Here is a 15,170-nt window from a genome sequence, read left to right as displayed (position 1 = left end):
CCCCCTTTTAGTTGCGTGCGTTCAACACTTCAGCGATATGCATGACGCGGATCGGCTTGCCGAGCCGTTCGATGCGTCCGCCGATGTTCATCAAACAGCCGCAGTCGGCCCCAATCAAGTAATCGGCTTCGGTCTCCTCGATATGCGCGATTTTTTCGTCAACCATTTGTTCGGAAATCGGCCCCATTTTGACGGAAAATGTGCCGCCAAACCCGCAGCATTGATGGGCGTTAGGCAGCGGAACGAGCTCGAGCCCTTTGACATGTTCCAATAGGCGGAGCGGTGCGTCTTTGACGCCAAGAAGCCTTGTCATATGACAGGATGTATGGTATGTCGCCCGCCCGTGGAGCGAGGCGCCGACATCCTCGACTTTGAGCACGTCAACGAGAAATTGCGTCAGTTCGTACGTTTTTGCCGCCAGCCGGTTCGCTTCGTCTTCCCATTCCGGGTCGCCGTGGAAAATATGCGGATACTCTTTCAGCATCGCCGCGCACGAGCCGGATGGGGTGACAACGTAATCGGCGTGGGCGAACGCGCGCATCATCTGTTTCATTGCCTCTTTCGCCTCTTTGACATAACCGCTGTTATACGCTGGCTGTCCGCAGCACGTTTGCGCCTCCGGAAAATCAATCTCGCAGCCGAGCCGTTCGAGCAGTTCGACGGTCGCCTTGCCGGCGTTTGTGTAAAAAAGGTCGATGAGGCAAGTGACGAACAATGACACTTTCATTCCGTTTCCCTCCTGCTTTCCAAGATGGATGAGCGGGTCATCTGATGACTATATGTCTATTATAAACAATTTTTTTCAGATTCGTAGCTTTTTTTGCAAAAAAACGCACTCAGTTTGGCTGCTGAGTGCGAACGTAGCGACGCAACACGTTTTCGACATTGGTCAAATGTTCAAGCATGCGCGCCCGGGCGGCATCTGGATTTTGTTCGCGAATGGCTTCGAAGATCGCTTGGTGCTCGGCGAGCAGCTTTTCAGTCGTTGTCTGTTTGGAAAACAGCCAAATGCGGCGCGTTTCCCGCATTGTTTCAACGATCATGCCGGAAACGCTGTTCATGATGCTTGTGAGCATCGGATTTTGCGACGCCGCAGCGATGGCCATATGAAAGGCTAAATCAGCTTTTTCGCCGAGCTCACCGCTGCCGATGCCTTCCTTCATTTGTTTGAGCGCCTTCGCCATCGCCTCAAGGTCGCGCTCTGTCCGCTTGGAGGCGGCAAGCGAGGCGGCGCCCGCCTCAAGCAGCTTGCGCACTTCAAGCAAATGCCAAATATCTTCTTTGTTCATTAAGACAGCCATTGATAACGGAAACGTCATCATCGTCGGATCGAACTCACGCACGTACGTCCCTTCGCCTTGCCGCAGTTCGATCAACCCCATTGCTTTCAAGGCAGTGAGCGCCTCGCGAATGGCGGCGCGCCCAACTTGAAATTGCTCAGCGAGCTGCTGGACGGAATCAAGTTTGTCACCGGGTTTCAGTTCGCCGTTTTTGATCATATCAAAAATCGCTTCGGCCACTTCTTCATAAATTTTTTTCGTTTTAATTCGTTTAAACGCCAATGGTTCCACCTCGACACTCGAATAAAAGTAGATTCCCGGTTTTAGGGGATGGATGTGCCCGCACTGTTAATTATGATACAGCCAACTAGGGGAGACAAGCGCTTTTTTGTTGATTTGAAAAAGGAGATCAATAAACGGAAAGTTTGAAAAATTAAAAATACCTATTGTATTTGGCAGAAAACGCTTTTATAATGTGATACAGGCGGCGTTTCTTATCCGGTCATCTGATGACTGGAAGAGTGAAGCGCAAAGATGAGCGGGCGATCATTTGCAAACGCCGCTAAGTCAGGCATAAAGGGGAGGAGAAAACCGCATGTGGAAGCAGGACTTTACGCCCATCGCCGACCAGCTTTCGTTATCGGCCATTGTTGCACTCATTCCGATTTTGTATTTCTTTTGGGCGCTGGCTGTCAAGCGGATGAAAGGGCACATCGCTGGGTTGACGACGTTATTGCTTGCTGTTGTGCTGGCTGTAATCGCTTACAGAATGCCGGCTGGAAAAGCGGTTATGTCAGTGACACAAGGCGCGGTGTACGGATTGTTGCCGATCGGCTGGATCATCATCACCTCTGTCTTTTTATACAAGCTGACGGTGAAAACAGGCCATTTTGACATTATTCGCAACTCGGTCGTCTCGCTCACCGAAGACCGCCGGCTGCAGGCGTTGCTGATTGCCTTTTCGTTTGGCGCCTTTTTGGAAGGAGCGGCTGGGTTTGGCGCGCCGGTGGCGATTTCAGCGGCGCTTCTTGCCGGGTTGGGGTTTAATCCCCTGTATGCCGCGGGCATTTGCTTGATCGCCAACACAGCGCCGGTGGCGTTCGGGGCGGTCGGGATTCCCATCATCTCGATGGAAGGACCGACTGGCGTACCGGCGATGGAAATCTCAAAAATGGTCGGGCGGCAGCTGCCGTTTTTATCGGTGTTCATCCCGTTCTATCTCGTGCTCATTATGGCCGGGTGGAAAAAGACGGTGGAAGTGTTGCCAGCCATTATCGTTTCCGGTGTTTCATTCGCGGTGACGCAATATTTGACTTCGAACTTTTTAGGACCGGAACTGCCGGACATTTTGTCTTCGCTCGTTTCGATCGTCGCGTTGGCTGTCTTTTTGAAATATTGGAAGCCGAAAAGCACGTTCCGCTTTGCGACGGAGTCGGAAGTGGCGGCTGCTGGTCAAGTTGCTCGCGCGACGCAACGCGGCGGGGAAGTATTCCGCGCTTGGTCGCCGTTTCTTGTGCTGACGGCTTTGATCTCGCTGTGGGGCATCCCGCAAGTGAAGGCGGCGCTCACCGGCCATTATGAAGGGACAAACGGCTTGTTGAAGTTGGTCAACGCTATCGGCGTCCACTTGACGTTTATGCCGCCTGTGCCGGGGCTCAACAACCAAATTTTGAACCCAAGCGGCCAGCCGATTGCTGCGGTGTATAAGCTTGAGCTGCTCGGCGCAGCTGGGACGGCGATTTTGCTGGCGGCGGTCGTCACAAAGTTCATCATCGGCATCTCGTGGAAAGAGTGGGCGCGCACGTTTGTGGAAACGCTTAACGAATTGAAATTCCCGATCATCACGATCGCTTCGGTTGTCGGCTTTGCCTATATCGCCAACTCGTCAGGCATGAGCACGACGCTTGGGATGGCATTGGCCAAAACAGGCCCGTTGTTCCCGTTCTTCTCGCCGATTTTAGGCTGGCTCGGCGTGTTTATCACCGGTTCCGACACGTCGTCGAACTTGTTGTTCGGCAACCTGCAAAAAGTGACGGCAACATCGATTGGCATGGATCCGGTGCTGGCGCTGGCAGCCAACTCATCCGGCGGCGTTGTCGGGAAAATGATTTCGCCGCAATCGATCGCCGTCGCCTGTGCGGCCGTCGGTTTGACCGGCAAAGAATCCGACTTGTTCCGCTTTACGGTCAAACATAGCGTGTTCTTAATCATCTTGATTGGCATTCTCGTGTACTTGCAATCGACGGTATTGTCGTGGATGATTCCATAACGGCCACAAAGGGGGACGAGGCTTGGTGCGGGTGGAAATAAAGCGCCAAGCCCGGCCCCTTTTCCGCTCTGCGCGAAGGCAAACAATTTCAGGAAGGGTGAGACGATTGATTCCAAATGAGGCCAAGACGCAAACGATCACCTACCAAGACTCATGCCATTTGTGCAATGTGATGAAAACAGCGGCAGCCCCGCGCCGGCTGCTGCGGGCGATCGAAGGGGTCGATTTTCGTGAAATGAAAGATGCCGACCGCTGCTGCGGTTCAGCCGGGATTTACAATCTCATCGAGCCGGAGATGTTGATGCAAATTTTGGACTATAAGATGGAAATGGCGAAACAAACGAATGCAACGACGATTGTCACCGCCACCCCCGGCTGCCTGTTGCAAATGAAGCTTGGCATCGAGCGCGCTGGACTGTCAGAAAGTGTCCATGCCGTTCATCTTGTAGACTTAATGCTTGAAGCAACTGAAGGAGTGCAGGCAGGGCGAAGAGAAGAACGGATCCGGCAACTGTCATAGTGGCAGCGTGGCGGCTGATGGACAAGTGCTACCCGTTTGGCAAACACTTCACCTCCCTGCGGTGCGGGGGAGGGAAGCGTCGCCTTGGGGTGTTGTGGGGCGATTGTGCTTTTCGCTTATTCAATTGATCCAAGAAGTTGGAAACAAAAGCTATAAAGCCTCATCGAGCCGCTTCGGCATCGCCCGCAGCGCCCTCCCGGTGCCGATGGCGACCGCTTCAGCTGGGTTCGGGGCGACATGCACCGGCACATGCAGTTCCGTGCTCAGCCATTGCTCGATGCCATGCAGCAAGGCACCGCCTCCAGTGAGCACAATGCCGCGGTCGATAATGTCACCACTCAGTTCAGCCGGACACTCTTCAAGAACAGCGCGAATGGCTTCGGCGATTTGCCAAAGCGATTCTTTGATGGCGGTTTGCACTTCAGTTGGGTTCAAGGAAACAGCTTTGAGGAAGCCGGTGACAAAATCGCGGCCATGGATCGTTACTGACTGTTCCACGACAGTTCCCGGAGCGCTGCCGATTTCGATTTTGACGTGCTCAGCTGTCTGTTCGCCAATTAACATATTGTAGCGCTGGCGGACGTATTGCCTAATATCTTCGTCAAGCCGGTTGCCGCCGATGCGAAGCGATCGGCAGGCCACGACGCCGCCAAACGAGATGATCGCCGCTTCCGTTTTGCCGGCTCCCATATGGACGACAACATTCGCGACCGGCTCGCCGACCGGCAAGTCCGCGCCGATGGCGGCTGCGACAGGTTCCTCAATAAAATGAATATGCTTCGCTCCACAGTGTTTGGTGATTTCGTAAAAAGAGCGGCGCTCGACAGAGTTGGCGTGGAACGGGACGCTCATGACGACATCTAGTTTTTTGAAAGCGAGGCCGACCTGTTTGCCGGACTGTTTGAAGATTTGCTGCAACAGCGCCTTGGCGCGGTCAAAATCAGCGATCACGCCGTTTCGAAGCGGGTACGTCACTTCAACATGGGGCGGAGTTTTGCCGATCATTTGTTTTGCCTTTTGGCCGACCTCCATCAGCTTGTCCGCCTGGCGGTTATAGGCGACTGCTGCCGGCTCGTCAAAAAGGAGCCCTTTCGTCTGGCTGAACAGCCTGACATTCATCGTCCCTAAATCGACGCCCAGCTGTGAGGAAGCGAACAACGGAAACACCTGCCTTTGTCAAAAATCGATGAACGGACAACCAATCATCATCTATAACATTCGACAAGGGTGGTGGTTTTATGTCCGCATTGTCGAAACGAGAGGGAGCGGCTGTTGTTTGCTGATGACCATAAAAAATTTTTGTTTTCATGTATAAAAAACGAAAAGGGAGGAAATGAATAATAACGTAACGTTTTCCAAGTATTCCCCCGATCCCCTATGAAATATAGCCTTGGGCTCTCCGGTTGCGGAGGGCCGCTTTTTTTGCATAATAAAAACTCCCTGTCTATTAAGCGGACTTAATATGACAGAGAGCTTTCTTGATGAGCCATTACAGACGCTTAGCCCCGACATATTTCGTTTTCCAGTAGCTGCTGTTTAAGTTGTCGATCTTCACGCCGCGGGACACCGCATGGATGACTTGGTTGTTGCCAATGTAAATCGCAACATGGGAGACGCCTTTTGTGCTCTTGGAAGTGTCAAAAAACACTAAATCCCCCGGCTGTAATTCGGACTTATGTACGTATGTACCTTTTTTGTACATTTCTCGCGAGGTGCGAGGCAAGGTGACGCCAACTTTTTTATGGGTATAGTAGACAAATCCTGAGCAGTCAAATCCTTTTGGTGTCGTGCCGCCATATCGGTAAGGAGTACCGACCAGCTTTTTCGCTTCGATGATGAGTCGTGCTTTGTTGGCGGCTGCATCTGAATTGGAAGTGCTTACAAAGAAAGAGGAAAATAGAATGATCATGGATACGAACAGGAGAGAACACCACTTTTTCATTTCCCCTAACCCCCGACAAAATCTTTTCCGATTCGACGTCTCACAACTAGAGTATAGCAGAGGAAACTAGACTTGTTTTTTACAGTTGGATTAAATAATGTTACAGCGCCGTTACAAATATAGCACCTCGTCCTAAAGGCTTATACCAATAGATAGATATTTTCGTTTCGGCCGCTCTAGCTTTATGGCCGTAAGCGTGGAAACTGTGTCCCATACCCGAGTCCTATGACCGACAGATGAATGTCGTAAGCTGTCGAACAAATAGGAACGGTGGAGGGAGGCAGCGCGAAGAACGGTCGTCTTATAATGAAAACAAAGCGTCGAAGAATCGATGATGGTGATGGATGATGTCGAATCAACTTGAATATATCTTGTATATTTTTGGCTTTTTTTTGACGGTCGGCGGTGTCTATGTATACAGCCATTGGATGGCAAAACGGCATTGGGGGGGCATCCCATGGCTGGCGGCGCCGAGACTGACTGTTGTGTTTGCCACCGTTTCCCTGCTTTTTTTAGGGGCAGGGATGATCTATATCCATTATGCTGAAAAACAAGCGCATCGCGAATATGAGGAAGCCGCAAAGCAAATCGCTGGCATGATCGCCGGCGATTTGGACGCCATGGGGCACGAGCGGCTCGATGAAAATGCGGAACGTCTGCCCGAGTATCGTATGGTGATGGAGGTGCTGGAACGTTGGCAGCGCTACGGCCGCGCGCTGAGCGTGTATACATTAAAAAAGAATGAGCGCGGTGAACTATATTTCGTGGCAGCGCCAGCGACGGACTATAATCGGAACGGCCGCATCGACGGCGAAAAGGAACAAGTAGTTCCGGCTGGGGAGGTTTATCGCCATCATTTTCCGGAAATCGAAGAAGCGTTCCACGGCCGGTTTGCGATGGAACGGCATCCGACAACGGATGAATGGGGAAGAAGCATCAGCGCGTTTATGCCGGTCCGGCAACCGGACGGGACGGTGGATGCGGTTGTCGGCATCGATTTTGACGCCAAGACGTATGAACAATATTTGCAACGCGGGCGTCAAAAGGCGATGTGGGCGATGGTGGCCATGTTTTTAGCGACGGCGGCTGTCTATTTGCTTGCTTTGCATCAACAAATGGAGCGGAAGGCGTTGGCTGTCTATAAAAAAACGCTCGCAGCCAACGAGCATCGGCTTCGGCGATTGGCGGAAATGACAACGGAAGGCCTGATCGTCTATGCGCACGGGAAAGTCATTGAGGTCAATGAAGCAGCGTGCCGCCTGCTCGGTTATTCAGAAAGCGAGCTGATTCATTTGCCGATCGGGGAGTTAGTCGTTGACGGATCAATGAAATTGAATCGTCTGCACGAGGAGCCAGAGCGCTTTGAAATCGAGCTGCGCCGAAAAGACGGCATCGTATTTCCAGCAGAAGTCGTCCGGCGCCGCTACGATTACGAAGGGGAAAAAGTGACGGTAGCCGCCGTCCGCGATTTGACGGAACAAAAGCAAAACGAAGAGCGGATGCGCTATATCGCCAACCATGACGAACTGACCGGATTGCCAAACAAAGAGGCGATGTATAAAGCGGTGGAGCGTTGCCTTGCCGCGGCGAAACAACAGCGCCATGAAGCGGCAGTCATGTTTTTGGAAGTGAGCGGAATAAAGACGATCAACGATTTTTACGGCTACGCCGTCGGGGACGAAGTGCTGCTCCATTTGGCGCAAAAATGGAAAGAAAAGCAAGGGATGATCATCGGGCGTTGGAGCGGGAATGAGTTTATCGCATTGGTGCCAAACAGCACGCATCAAAAGGCTGAAGAAATGGCGAAACAGCTCATTGAGGCGGCGGACGAACCGATTGTGGTCAACGGGATGGAATTGTATGTGACCGTGAACGTCGGCATCAGCGTCTACCCAAAAGATGGGGAGGATGCAAAAACGTTGATCCGCAAGGCCGATATTGCCCGCTACGAGGTGCGAAAAAAAGCGGCAAGCGATTTTCTTTTTTTCACCGAACCGATGGCGATCCGGCTTCATGAAAAGATGGCCATGGAGCGCGACTTGCGGCGTGCGCTTGAAAGTGGGGAGTTTGAATTGTACTATCAGCCGCAAATTCGGCTTCACGACCGGCAAGTGATCGGCATGGAGGCGTTGATTCGCTGGCGCCATCCGGAAAAAGGGATGGTTTCGCCGTCATTGTTTATCCCGGTTGCCGAACAGACCGGCATGATCATTCCGATCAACGAATGGGTGATCCGCACCGCCTGTGAGCAGACGAAACAGCTGCTTGACCGCTTTCCTAACTTATCCGTTTCTGTTAACTTGTCGCCGTATGAATTTGAAAGTCGCCGATTTGTCGACAAGCTCGCCCGTCTGCTCGCCGACGCCGGGCTGCCGCCGCACCATTTAGATCTGGAAATTACGGAGCGGATGACCATGGATACTGAGCGTGCGCTCGATAGTTTATCGAAGCTGAAGGCGCTTGGCGTAACGATCAGCATGGACGATTTCGGCACCGGCTACAGCTCGCTCAGCTACTTGATCGATTTGCCGATCGACCGGCTGAAAATCGACCGTTCGTTCGTCCAGCATATTCAAGGAAAAAAAGATGTCATCTTGCCGGCGATCATCCGACTCGGGCATAATATAGGTGTAAAGGTGCTGGCTGAAGGGGTCGAAACGGAGACCGAAGCGGCTTATTTGCAAGGAAAACGGTGCGACGAGGCGCAAGGCTATTATTTTTCCCCGCCGCTTCCGTATGACGAGCTCGTCCGGTTCTTAAACGAGCAGCGCGTGAGGCGGCAGGCGCAGGAGCTGACGTAACATGGACGGATTTTGGCGCATCGCCGAGGAGAAAATTCGCGAGGCGATGAAAAACGGCGAGTTCGACAGCTTGCCCGGCTTCGGCAAACCGCTTGAGATTGAAGACCTTTCCCGCATTCCAGAGGAGCTGCGGCTCGGGTATTTGCTGCTGAAAAACGCCGGCTATGTAAGGGAGGAAGCGGAGTTGCGCAAAGAGCTTTTGACGCTCGAGGACTTGCTTCGCTGCTGCGAGGATGATGAGGAACAACGGGAGCTGGAGAAAAAGCGGACGGAAAAACAGCTTCGTTTGGCCGAATTGATGAAAAAGCGGGGGCAGACGAATTCGAAGGCGCTGCGCGACTACGGGCGGCGCATTGAGGAAAAATTCCGCTGAATGCCAAGAAGGGGAGATTCGCTGAAAAGCCAATCTTCCCATTTTTTATGCAAAAATGGCCAAAAAATGGGGAAAATAGGGGAGGAGTAAATGGTTAGAAAGGAGGCGGTGCGAAGAAGAGCAAAAGCGATGATGGATCCCAGCTGTCTAGTCGTGGGTGGGCCGTGGGCGAAAGGAAAAGAAGAGGAGTGAACATGGTGGGAAAAGTGTGGATTGCCTTTTTTGCCTCACTCGTGCTGGCGATACCGTCATGGGTGGCTGCCGGTCATCATGAAGCCGTTGATGTTCATTGGCCGGTCGGCCATATGTGGGAGCACGACGGGCTGGATGAGCAAAAGTGGATGGAGATGGTTCAAACCTATACGCCTGAACAGGTAGATGAATGGAAAAAAGTGCTCGACGAGCGGAAAGCGTTGCGTCAGCAGTTGAACGATGAGAAAGTGAAACAGGCCATCAAAGAAAAGTGCCAAAAGATGAAAAAAGAGCGTGAAGCGGCGCTTGATCGACTCATCGACCAGCTTGCTGACAAAAAAATCACGAAAGAACAGTTCAAGCAAGAGCTGAAACAGTTGCATAAAAAGAAACGCTGGATGACGAAAGAAGAAAAACAGCGGCTCCATATGCTTCATGAACAAATAAGACAGGCGATGGAGAATAACGACAAGGAAGAGATGGCCAAACTGTTGCCGCAATGGCTCGATCATATGAAAAAGGAGAACGAGCGGTTAGCAAAATGGCTTCAGGAAGTCAAAGAAGGATGATAGGATGATATAATGAAAAAAAGCCGTGTGACGCACGGCTTCTTTTTTATCTCAACATCGCCCCCGTCGCGCCGAGCGGAAGGCCATGTGTTTGATCCACGATTCCTTCGCTGCTTGGACGAACAGGAAAGGGACGGCGGTGTTCAAATGTTCCTATCGCAAAAAGTTGGTCGAGGGAATTCGTGCATTTTAGCACAAAGTGATTTCGTAGCGGGGAGGAAGAGGCAATGGGATACCCGGTCATTCTTCATTTGCGTGGCCGCCGGGCGGTCGTTGTCGGCGGCGGGAAGGTGGCGGCAAGGAAAATTCATGGATTGTTAGAGGCAGGGGCGGAGATCGTGATGATTGCACCTGAAGCGGAGCCGGAGCTTCAAGCGTTGGCCGCGGGGGGGATGATCGTTTGGAAGAAAAAGCGGTTTGACCCAGACGATTTGGCGGGAGCCTTTTTGGTGATTGCCGCGACGAATGATCGCAAGGTGAATGAAGCGGTGGCGCAAGCAGCAGCACCCGGTCAACTCGTAAATGTCGTAGATGATCCAGAGCGGTGTGATTTTCACGTTCCCGCTGTTGTCCGCCGCGGTCCGCTCACAATTGCCGTGTCGACCGGGGGGGCAAGTCCGGTGGTTGCTCGCCGCATTCGCCGCGAGCTTGAGGAGAAGTATGGCGAAGAGTACGGGCCGTATCTTGAGTTTTTGCAGCGGGCCCGCGGCATCGTATTGCGCGAAGTGGAGGACGCCGAGGGACGGAAGCGGCTGTTTCAGGCGCTCGCTGCTGATTCCTTCCGGAAACGCGGCCGATGGGATGAAGAGTTGGCTCAGCTATTGGTGAACGAAAAAGAACGAAACGGGGCAAGAGGGGAAGAGCAATGAACATTTCGATGTACATTGTCGATGCGTTCACCGACCGGCCGTTTGCCGGCAACCCGGCGGCCGTCTGCTTGTTGCCGCAGCCGGTTGGGAATGAGTGGATGCAGCGTGTTGCCGCAGAAATGAATTTGTCTGAGACCGCCTTTTTAGTTCTGCACGAGGGAGGAATGTTAACCGTTTAGCGATACAACTGAAGTTGATAAGCGGCTCGGCGGGGTTCGACTAATGCGGGAACAAGGTGTCCAGGTCGGGATGGACACCTTGCCCAAGGCATGTTAGGTTGATCAATCATCCCACCGATACGTCCAAAACCGTTCCGTTTTGAGCCAAGCAAGCGCATCGCCGCGTTTGGATGCCGCCTGCATCAGTCCTTCGGTTTGCGAACGGTGGGCGCGAATGGCGGCCAGCTTCGTATCGATCACCGAGCTGACATCGCGCACGACATCCGGCTGGCCAATGTCTTGTTCGCAGTTTTTCGCAAACGCGACGCAATGGACGGTCGGCCGTTCTTCTTTCGGCCAGCGCTTTAAGGCGCGGATGACAGCGGCTCCGCATGCGTCATGATCGGGGTGGACGCTGTAGCCGGGGTAAAACGTAATGACAAGCGATGGATTCGTTTCCGCCACGATGGCGGCGATCCGGTCAGCCAGCTCTTCTTCATCTTCAAACTCGACCGTCTTGTCGCGATAGCCGAGCAGGCGCAAATCATGAATGCCAAGAATGCGGCATGCTTCCTCCAGTTCTTTCCTGCGAATATGTGGAAGCGTTTCGCGGTTGGCAAACGGAGGCGTGCCCATATTGCGCCCCATTTCTCCGAGCGTCAAGCAAGCGTACGTCACCGGCGTGCCGTTTTGCGCATGCTCGGCAATCGTTCCCGACACGCCGAACGCTTCATCGTCCGGGTGGGGAAAAACAACGAGCACATGTCGTTCGTTCAACGGAACTCCCTCCTTACACAAACGGTTCGTTGCTTAGTTCGAGAGCCACGGCCAATTTCCCTTGATCATCATGGCCTGCTAGCAGCAACTGTCCTTTTTCTGTCCATTCCCAATGGGTCAGCCCTTCTGCGTACACCCAGCCTAGATCAAGCTTCAGTCCGACGCGGTATGGCCCGGGGCCGGTGATCTTGCCGCGGGTGAAGTGGATGCAGGCGTTGCGGATGTAGGCGCCGACGGAATAAAAGCCTTCGTTATGATGGGAGGCATATGCTCCGTTCGTCGTTTCCAAATGAATATACACGTCACGATTAGCAAAACGATTCAGCGCCTCTTGCACGGCGGCCGTGTCGATCGGTTGCAAGCGGCTCCCTCCTTGCTGTTTGTTTTTCTATTATTGTACATGACCAAGGCGTGTGAGCGGAAATATTTCGACTTCTATTGTATAATAAAAAAAAGACACATCTTGGACTCATCCGCACCTACAAAGCGTTGAATGCTGATTCAACGAAAGAAAGGTGATGATCGATGGGGTTTCAAGGCAATGGTGTCACGATGCTTAATTTTGACGGCGTGTACCGGCTGCAAAAGCGGCTGTTTCAGTTTCCGCACGAATGGGTCGATCTCGCCGACGTGCCGGAGACGAATTTGTATTGCAGCGAAGCGGCGCTTGCTGAAATTAAGCGGCGGCTTGAGCGGCGGCGGAAGTGCGGGGCGGTGCTGATCGGCAGCGGCAACTACCATTATGTCACGTATTTATTGCTTAAAGAAATCAACGAACCGTTTACGCTTGTGCTTTTTGACCGCCATACGGATGCTGAAGGAGGGGATGATGTCATTTCGTGCGGCTCATGGGTCTCCTATGCACTTAAGCATCCGCGGCTGCAAAAAGTCGTTATTGTTGGTCCATCTGTTTCTCCGCACCATCTTCGTTTATCTCCAAACATTACGGTTCTTCCATTTGACGATCATGATGAATGGCCAAAAGCGCTCATCGAGGCCATCCCGACCGGAAGCATCTATATCAGCATTGATAAGGACGCTCTTCGCCGCGAAGACGCGGTCACAAACTGGGATCAAGGAGTGATTCCGCTATCCCGGCTGCTCGCCTGCCTGCGGTTGCTCTTATTCCATAAAAAAGTGCTCGGCGTGGACATATGCGGGGAATACCCGCCCTCCGCTGTCGACATGTTCGATCCGCTTTGTCGCGAAGCGCGGGGAAAAAATGAGCAGGCGAACATGGCCATCTTGGAGACATATTTCCACTATGCGGCGCCGCATTTGCAGCCGGCGTAATCGAGCGGCGAGAAGCGCGGAAAGGCAGAACCTCTTTTGATTTGGCGATCAGAAAAGCAAGGGAGACGCTGTCCTTTCGGACGTTGGCAAGCGGGCCGGCGCTTCTCGGCTCGATGGCCGAAAAAGACGGGAAGGGCGCTGCTTGAGGGGGATGAGCCTAGTGGTCAAAAGCCGCTCCCGTACATAATGCGAAATTGTTTTTCATCAGAGCGGATATCGCGCGGCTCGATGTGCATGCGGGCGACTTTGGCAAACATCGTTCCGGCTTCAATGGTGTCCAAAAAGAGTTGAAGGGCGCTTTCATTCCCCTGAACTTCCATTTCCACTGTTCCGTCATCATTGTTTTTCACCCAACCGGTCAGCTGCCGTTTTAGCGCTTCGTGTTGGACGAGGTATCGAAACCCGACGCCCTGTACGCGCCCTTCCACGATGACATGAACTCTTTTCACGCCGATGAGTCCTCCTTCATCACGGTTGTTCTGCTTCCATCATATAATAGATGAGGCGGAAAGTACATGAAAAAAGGAGCTTGATGGTTCAAGCTCCTTTTTTTACGGATGATAGCGATGATACTTGTTGGTGAATGAGCTGCACAAGCCGCGGATGACAGCCTAGGTAAGAGCATAAATGCCACTGCTTGTCGGAAACAGAGAATCTCTGCAACTTCCGTTCGATTGTTTTCATTAAGACGCCGGTAAACAATAAGTACGGGACGACAAACACGCGCCGATACGCCGATGCATGGGCCCGTTCGAGCCCTTCATCAAGCGTCGGGCGGATGGCAGCGAGAAAACAAACGTCCACGTGCGGCACGTTCGCTTTTTCTTTTAAAAGCGCAGTGATGGCGGACATGTCGCGCTTCGTGTCTGGATCGCTGCTGCCGCGGCCGACAAGAAGGATCATCGATTCGCCGTCAAGCGGTGCGGACTGTTCGCTGATGCGGTCGATTATGATGTCGATCATCGCTTCATGGACGCCGAACGGAGCGCCGCAGAGGATGTCGACGGAAGGGTGGCGCCGTCTCGCGATGTCCAATGCCGCTGGAATATCGTGTTTGGCATGGCCTGCAGAAAGAAGGAGAAGCGGAACGACGATGACGCGTGTCGCCCCTTGGGCGACGCAGCGGTCAACACCGGTCGCAATGTCTGGTTCCGCGAGTTCGACAAAACATAGCTCTTGAATCGGAATATCGATGGCCCCTCGGCACTGTTCGACGAAGCGAGCTGCTTCATGGCGCGCGGCGTCGATGCGGCTGCCGTGGCTGACGTATAAAATGGCTTCCATCACCATCGCCTCACGATGTTGCGCCGGCGGCCGCGGATGACGCGAGCAACGGCTCAAACCATTGAATGTTGGCGCGCAGCCGGACGACGTCTCCGATAATGATCATGCTCGGATTTTGGATGTTTTCTTTGGCGGCGATTCCGGCGATCGTCGCGAGCGTGCCGGTGACGGTGCGCTGAGCAGTTGTCGTTCCCCATTCGATGACCGCTGTCGGCGTCTCCGGCGCTTTGCCGTATTTCATCAGCTGGCTGCAAATGTACGGCAAGTGATGAACCCCCATGTAAATGGCAATCGTATCGATGCCTTTGGCGAGGCTTTCCCATTTGATCTCGTCACGACTTCCGTGGCGCCGATGCCCGGTGACAAAGGCGACGCTTGAGCTGAACGCGCGATGGGTGACAGGGATGCCGGCGTAAGCCGCCGCCGCGATGGCGGAGGTGATGCCGGGAACGATCTCAAATTCGATCCCATGTTTGGCCAGCGCCTCGGCCTCTTCGCCGCCGCGCCCGAACACGAACGGATCGCCGCCCTTTAAGCGAACGACTGTTTTTCCTTTTTTGGCGTGCCAGACGAGCGCATAGTTGATCGTCTCTTGCTGCATCGCATGGCAGCCGGGCAGCTTGCCGCAAAAGATGAGCTCGGCGTCCGGTTTGGCATACGAAAGCAACTCTTCATTGATGAGGCGGTCGTACAAAATGACATCCGCCTGCTGAATGCATTTTAATCCTTTGACGGTAATGAGTTCCGGGTCGCCGGGGCCGGCGCCGACAAGATATACTTTGCCCATCGTTGTTTCAGCCCCTTCGTGCATGATTCAGCCAGCCGCCGGAAAGCGGCATGGAT

General features: G+C 53.2%; 15 protein-coding genes and 2 pseudogenes. 8 read left to right on the top strand and 9 right to left on the bottom strand.

Annotation, left to right across the window (positions count from 1 at the left end):
* Window positions 1-7: 7 nt before the first annotated feature.
* Both LG52_RS13740 and LG52_RS13735 read right to left on the bottom strand, forming a co-directional pair.
* On the bottom strand, window positions 8-727 hold the full coding sequence (locus tag LG52_RS13740; protein ID WP_044732359.1) for a (Fe-S)-binding protein: 720 nt from the start codon (window positions 725-727) through the stop codon (window positions 8-10).
* Window positions 728-836: 109 nt separating this feature from the next.
* Window positions 837-1,562 (bottom strand): FadR/GntR family transcriptional regulator, encoded by a 726-nt coding sequence (locus LG52_RS13735; protein ID WP_044732358.1) that lies wholly within the window; start codon window positions 1,560-1,562, stop codon window positions 837-839.
* A 313-nt stretch (window positions 1,563-1,875) separates the two neighbouring features.
* Here LG52_RS13735 and LG52_RS13730 point away from each other — a divergent pair, with 313 nt between their 5' ends.
* Together LG52_RS13730 and LG52_RS13725 are read left to right on the top strand one after the other, a co-directional pair.
* Window positions 1,876-3,549 carry an L-lactate permease gene (locus LG52_RS13730; RefSeq protein ID WP_044732357.1) on the top strand — a complete coding sequence of 558 codons (1,674 nt, stop codon included), beginning with the start codon at window positions 1,876-1,878 and terminating at the stop codon, window positions 3,547-3,549.
* A gap of 130 nt (window positions 3,550-3,679) precedes the next feature.
* A pseudogene (locus LG52_RS13725) lies at window positions 3,680-4,069 on the top strand ((Fe-S)-binding protein); the annotation flags it as partial.
* Window positions 4,070-4,219: 150 nt separating this feature from the next.
* Here LG52_RS13725 and mreBH read toward each other — a convergent pair.
* The gene (gene mreBH / locus LG52_RS13720; RefSeq protein ID WP_044732355.1) at window positions 4,220-5,227 is read right to left on the bottom strand and encodes a rod-share determining protein MreBH; all 1,008 of its coding nucleotides are present in this window, start codon (window positions 5,225-5,227) and stop codon (window positions 4,220-4,222) included.
* A 331-nt stretch (window positions 5,228-5,558) separates the two neighbouring features.
* Entirely contained in the window at window positions 5,559-6,011 is a 453-nt protein-coding gene (locus LG52_RS13715; protein WP_044732354.1) for a C40 family peptidase, read from the bottom strand.
* Between the two features lie 344 nt (window positions 6,012-6,355).
* On the opposite strand from LG52_RS13715, the gene LG52_RS13710 reads away from it, so the two are divergent.
* The 5 genes and pseudogenes from LG52_RS13710 to LG52_RS13690 form a co-directional block, all read left to right on the top strand.
* A complete protein-coding gene (locus LG52_RS13710) occupies window positions 6,356-8,812 on the top strand; it encodes a putative bifunctional diguanylate cyclase/phosphodiesterase (RefSeq protein ID WP_044732353.1) in 2,457 nt (818 codons plus the stop codon).
* Window position 8,813: 1 nt separating this feature from the next.
* Window positions 8,814-9,185: a DnaJ family domain-containing protein gene (locus LG52_RS13705; RefSeq protein ID WP_044732352.1), complete on the top strand. Its 372-nt coding sequence runs from the start codon at window positions 8,814-8,816 to the stop codon at window positions 9,183-9,185.
* A gap of 197 nt (window positions 9,186-9,382) precedes the next feature.
* Window positions 9,383-9,946, top strand: a complete 564-nt coding sequence (locus LG52_RS13700; protein WP_156133457.1) for a hypothetical protein — start codon at window positions 9,383-9,385, stop codon at window positions 9,944-9,946.
* A 227-nt stretch (window positions 9,947-10,173) separates the two neighbouring features.
* Window positions 10,174-10,815 carry a precorrin-2 dehydrogenase/sirohydrochlorin ferrochelatase family protein gene (locus tag LG52_RS13695; protein ID WP_044732350.1) on the top strand — a complete coding sequence of 214 codons (642 nt, stop codon included), beginning with the start codon at window positions 10,174-10,176 and terminating at the stop codon, window positions 10,813-10,815.
* Window positions 10,812-10,979, top strand: a pseudogene (locus LG52_RS13690) (PhzF family phenazine biosynthesis protein); the annotation flags it as partial. The gene LG52_RS13695 and the pseudogene LG52_RS13690, both read left to right, overlap by 4 nt.
* A gap of 117 nt (window positions 10,980-11,096) precedes the next feature.
* On the opposite strand, the gene bshB2 reads toward LG52_RS13690, so the two are convergent.
* A complete protein-coding gene (gene bshB2 / locus LG52_RS13685; RefSeq protein WP_044732348.1) occupies window positions 11,097-11,750 on the bottom strand; it encodes a bacillithiol biosynthesis deacetylase BshB2 in 654 nt (217 codons plus the stop codon).
* A gap of 13 nt (window positions 11,751-11,763) precedes the next feature.
* Entirely contained in the window at window positions 11,764-12,111 is a 348-nt protein-coding gene (locus tag LG52_RS13680) for a YojF family protein (RefSeq protein ID WP_044732347.1), read from the bottom strand.
* Window positions 12,112-12,275: 164 nt separating this feature from the next.
* On the opposite strand from LG52_RS13680, the gene LG52_RS13675 reads away from it, so the two are divergent.
* On the top strand, window positions 12,276-13,043 hold the full coding sequence (locus LG52_RS13675; protein WP_044732346.1) for an arginase family protein: 768 nt from the start codon (window positions 12,276-12,278) through the stop codon (window positions 13,041-13,043).
* Window positions 13,044-13,207: 164 nt separating this feature from the next.
* On the opposite strand, the gene LG52_RS13670 is transcribed toward LG52_RS13675, so the two are convergent.
* From LG52_RS13670 to cobA, 3 genes are all read right to left on the bottom strand, one after another.
* A complete protein-coding gene (locus tag LG52_RS13670) occupies window positions 13,208-13,492 on the bottom strand; it encodes an acylphosphatase (protein ID WP_044732345.1) in 285 nt (94 codons plus the stop codon).
* An 88-nt stretch (window positions 13,493-13,580) separates the two neighbouring features.
* Complete coding sequence (locus LG52_RS13665) at window positions 13,581-14,327, bottom strand: sirohydrochlorin chelatase (protein WP_044732344.1); 747 nt, start codon at window positions 14,325-14,327, stop codon at window positions 13,581-13,583.
* A 10-nt stretch (window positions 14,328-14,337) separates the two neighbouring features.
* Window positions 14,338-15,114, bottom strand: coding sequence for a uroporphyrinogen-III C-methyltransferase (cobA, locus tag LG52_RS13660; RefSeq protein WP_044732343.1), 777 nt, complete (start codon window positions 15,112-15,114; stop codon window positions 14,338-14,340).
* Window positions 15,115-15,170 lie beyond the last annotated feature (56 nt).

This window comes from Geobacillus kaustophilus, assembly GCF_000948285.1.
Taxonomy (GTDB): Bacteria; Bacillota; Bacilli; order Bacillales; family Anoxybacillaceae; genus Geobacillus; species Geobacillus thermoleovorans_A.
This window is presented reverse-complemented; position numbering and strand designations above follow the sequence as displayed.